The 3,063-nt window shown below is 37.3% G+C and carries 3 protein-coding genes and 1 pseudogene; 1 reads left to right on the top strand and 3 read right to left on the bottom strand.

What is annotated here, in order from left to right:
- From H5072_RS15575 to galU, 3 genes are all read right to left on the bottom strand, one after another.
- Positions 1-485, bottom strand: a 485-nt coding sequence (locus H5072_RS15575; RefSeq protein WP_182694035.1) for a glycosyltransferase family A protein, incomplete at its 3' end; no start/stop codon positions are given.
- Between the two features lie 3 nt (positions 486-488).
- Positions 489-1,499, bottom strand: a complete 1,011-nt coding sequence (locus tag H5072_RS15580; protein ID WP_182694036.1) for an NAD-dependent epimerase — start codon at positions 1,497-1,499, stop codon at positions 489-491.
- A gap of 110 nt (positions 1,500-1,609) precedes the next feature.
- The gene (gene galU / locus H5072_RS15585; RefSeq protein ID WP_182694037.1) at positions 1,610-2,500 is read right to left on the bottom strand and encodes a UTP--glucose-1-phosphate uridylyltransferase GalU; all 891 of its coding nucleotides are present in this window, start codon (positions 2,498-2,500) and stop codon (positions 1,610-1,612) included.
- Between the two features lie 293 nt (positions 2,501-2,793).
- Here galU and H5072_RS15590 point away from each other — a divergent pair.
- Positions 2,794-3,063 (top strand): annotated as a pseudogene (locus H5072_RS15590) (hypothetical protein); the annotation flags it as partial.

Raw genomic sequence — 3,063 nt, forward strand, 5'->3', positions numbered from 1 at the left:
CCAAAACTGTGAGCTCCCCATCCATCGATACATGCTTTAAAAACATTTTCACCAGATTGAGGCCATTGTTGAGTAAACATATCAAAGGGAGCTGACTTTTGATCGCCCACCTTAATTTGATTAAATAAAACTACGTTAGTTTGGGATGTAAACTTATTCATAGCTAGTTTTATAGCATCTGCAGATATAGAGTCATCTATATCTAAATAGACTATATAGTCACCTTTAGCTTGAAGTGCTCCTACACGCCTTGCCTCAGCGGCTCCAGAATTTTTTTGATCAATTATACGTAGGTCGATGTTTTTTCTTTTTAATTTATACAACTGCAACAAAGTGCTATCTTGTGAACCATCGTTTATAACGACCCATTCGATGTTTGTATATGTTTGATTTTTTATACACTCAAAGCACTTTTCTATGAAGTTCATTCCGTTATATACCGGAGTGATAATGGAAACTATTTCATTGGTTTTTTCAAATGGCATTATTTATCTATTGTCCATGTCATTATAAGCCTTATACCAATCAACAAACTGTTGCATACCATACTCAATGTTTGTATTAGGTTTAAAGCCAACTTCTTTTTGTAAGCTATCTATATCTGCAAATGTTGCTGGTACGTCGCCTGCTTGCATTGGCATGTAATTTTTGTCGGCTATTTTACCTGCCGCTTTTTCAATTGACTCTATAAAGGTCATTAATGCGATTGGTTCGTTATTACCAATATTAAATACACGGTATGGTGCTTTACTTGACTCTGGCGAGGTATTGCTATTTGACTGGTCTCTGCTTGGAACTACGTCTTGAATGCGAATAATGCCCTCTACAATGTCGTCTATGTAGGTAAAATCGCGTTTCATTTTTCCGTTATTAAATACTTTAATTTCTCGGTTATTTAATATTGCATCAGTAAATAAGTAAGGGGCCATATCTGGGCGACCCCAAGGGCCATACACTGTAAAAAAGCGCAGCCCTGTTGTTGGCAGGTCGTATAGGTGGCTATAGCTATGCGCCATCAACTCATTTGATTTTTTAGTTGCCGCATATAGCGATACCGGATGGTCTACTGCATCGTCAGTCGAAAATGGCATTTTTTCGTTCATACCATAAACAGAGCTTGATGATGCATATACTAAATGCTGTACTTTATTGTGGCGACACCCTTCTAAAATAGTAGCAGTGCCCACTAAATTAGAGTCAATGTAGGCCATTGGATTCTCTATTGAGTAACGCACACCAGCTTGTGCTGCTAAGTGGATAACGCGGTCAAACTTTTCATCTTTAAATAAATTTGCTATGCCGTCTCTGTCTGCTAAATCCATTTTTACAAAACGAAATTGCGTAAGGTGTTTAATACGCTCAAGCCTTGCATGTTTTAATGCCGGATCGTAATAATCGTTTAGGTTATCTAGACCTACTACTTCGTGGCCATCGTTACATAAGCGTTCAGCCACAAAGTTACCGATAAAACCTGCGGCACCAGTTACAAGATATTTCATTTGTAAGAATCCTTTAAATTTACTTTATTTAATTTCAGGCACTGCTATTTTGGCTTTTAAATATTACCGTTAAATACAAATTAAATTTGGTTGTGATTTATAAAAACAAGTTACGAAACTAGTTTTTTAACTGCTTTGGTAAACTCTTCACCCATATGGCTTGATTGCATTGCATATTCTACGTTGGCAAGCATATAGCCTAATTTAGAACCACAATCGTGCGACTGGCCTTTTAAGTGGTATGCTTCGAGTGTTTCTAAGTGGCGCAATTGGAGTAAAGCATCGGTAAGTTGTATTTCGCCGCCTGCACCTGGTGGGGTGTACTCTAGTAAATCCCAAATAGTAGGCGATACAACATAACGGCCTGTAATAGCAAGGTTGCTTGGCGCTTCATCGGTATCTGGTTTTTCTACCATGTTTTTAATTGTTGCGTTTTCGCCCGCGTTAATTTTTATACCCGCTAGGTCAACCACACCATATTGGTGTACTTGCTCTTTTGGTACTGGCTCTACCATTACTTGGTTGTGGCCTGTTTGGTCGAAACGGTCGATCATTTGGCTTAAATTATCGGTTTTTGGGTTTGATTTATATTTATCAATAATTACGTCAGGTAACATTACTGCAAATGGGTTGTTGCCTACTATTGGGCGCGCCGCTAAAACAGCATGGCCTAAACCAAGTGGAGCAGATTGACGAACCGAAATTACGGTTACATCTTTTGGTACTATTGAGCGCACTTCTTCTAGCAGGCTACGCTTTACACGTGCTTCTAGTGTGGCTTCTAGCTCAAAGCTAGTATCAAAATGGTTTTCGATTGAGTTTTTTGAAGCGTGAGTAACAAGTATTATTTCTTTAATACCTGCTTGTACGGCTTCATTAACTACGTATTGAATAAGTGGTTTGTCTACCAGAGGCAGCATTTCTTTTGGAATGGCTTTTGTGGCTGGTAACATACGTGTTCCAAGGCCAGCTACAGGTAATACGGCTTTTAAAACTTTCACTTTAATTCCTTTCATTATTATTTTGTAAATATATAAAGAAGAAACTAAAGTTTACTTCCATATAACGTGCTTCACATACCTTGTGTTAGGATTATTATACACGCCATACTATTTGACTCAATAAATAAAACATCCTTTTAGGTTGTTTTTTTGTTAACTTTATGTTGCACCAAACTGGTCGGGTTGAGTCATATTGGGGCATCTCATTCTTTATGATGATCTACCTTTTTAAAAGTAATAATACTATACTGATTAATGTCGTTTATTAGGGATTACCAACTTAAGGAACATTTGTGCGCTTAGGGCTTTGCATTTTATTTATTGTCTCGTTTTTTGTATGCGCACAAGATATGCTTTTGTATTTGCGTAATAGCGATATTATTACCCGTGCACAGCAACAGTATGGCAACGAAGGTCATAAACGAATTAAAGATTGGCTTAACTTTATTGATGACTCGACTGATGAAAGCGAATGGAAAAAAATTCACCTTGTTAACGATTTTTTTAATAAAAACATTAAATACAAAAGCGATGAAGATCTTTGGCAGCAAAAAGATTACTGG

The sequence above is a fragment of the Pseudoalteromonas sp. SR45-5 genome, from assembly GCF_014163565.1.
Classification (GTDB): Bacteria; Pseudomonadota; Gammaproteobacteria; order Enterobacterales; family Alteromonadaceae; genus Pseudoalteromonas; species Pseudoalteromonas distincta.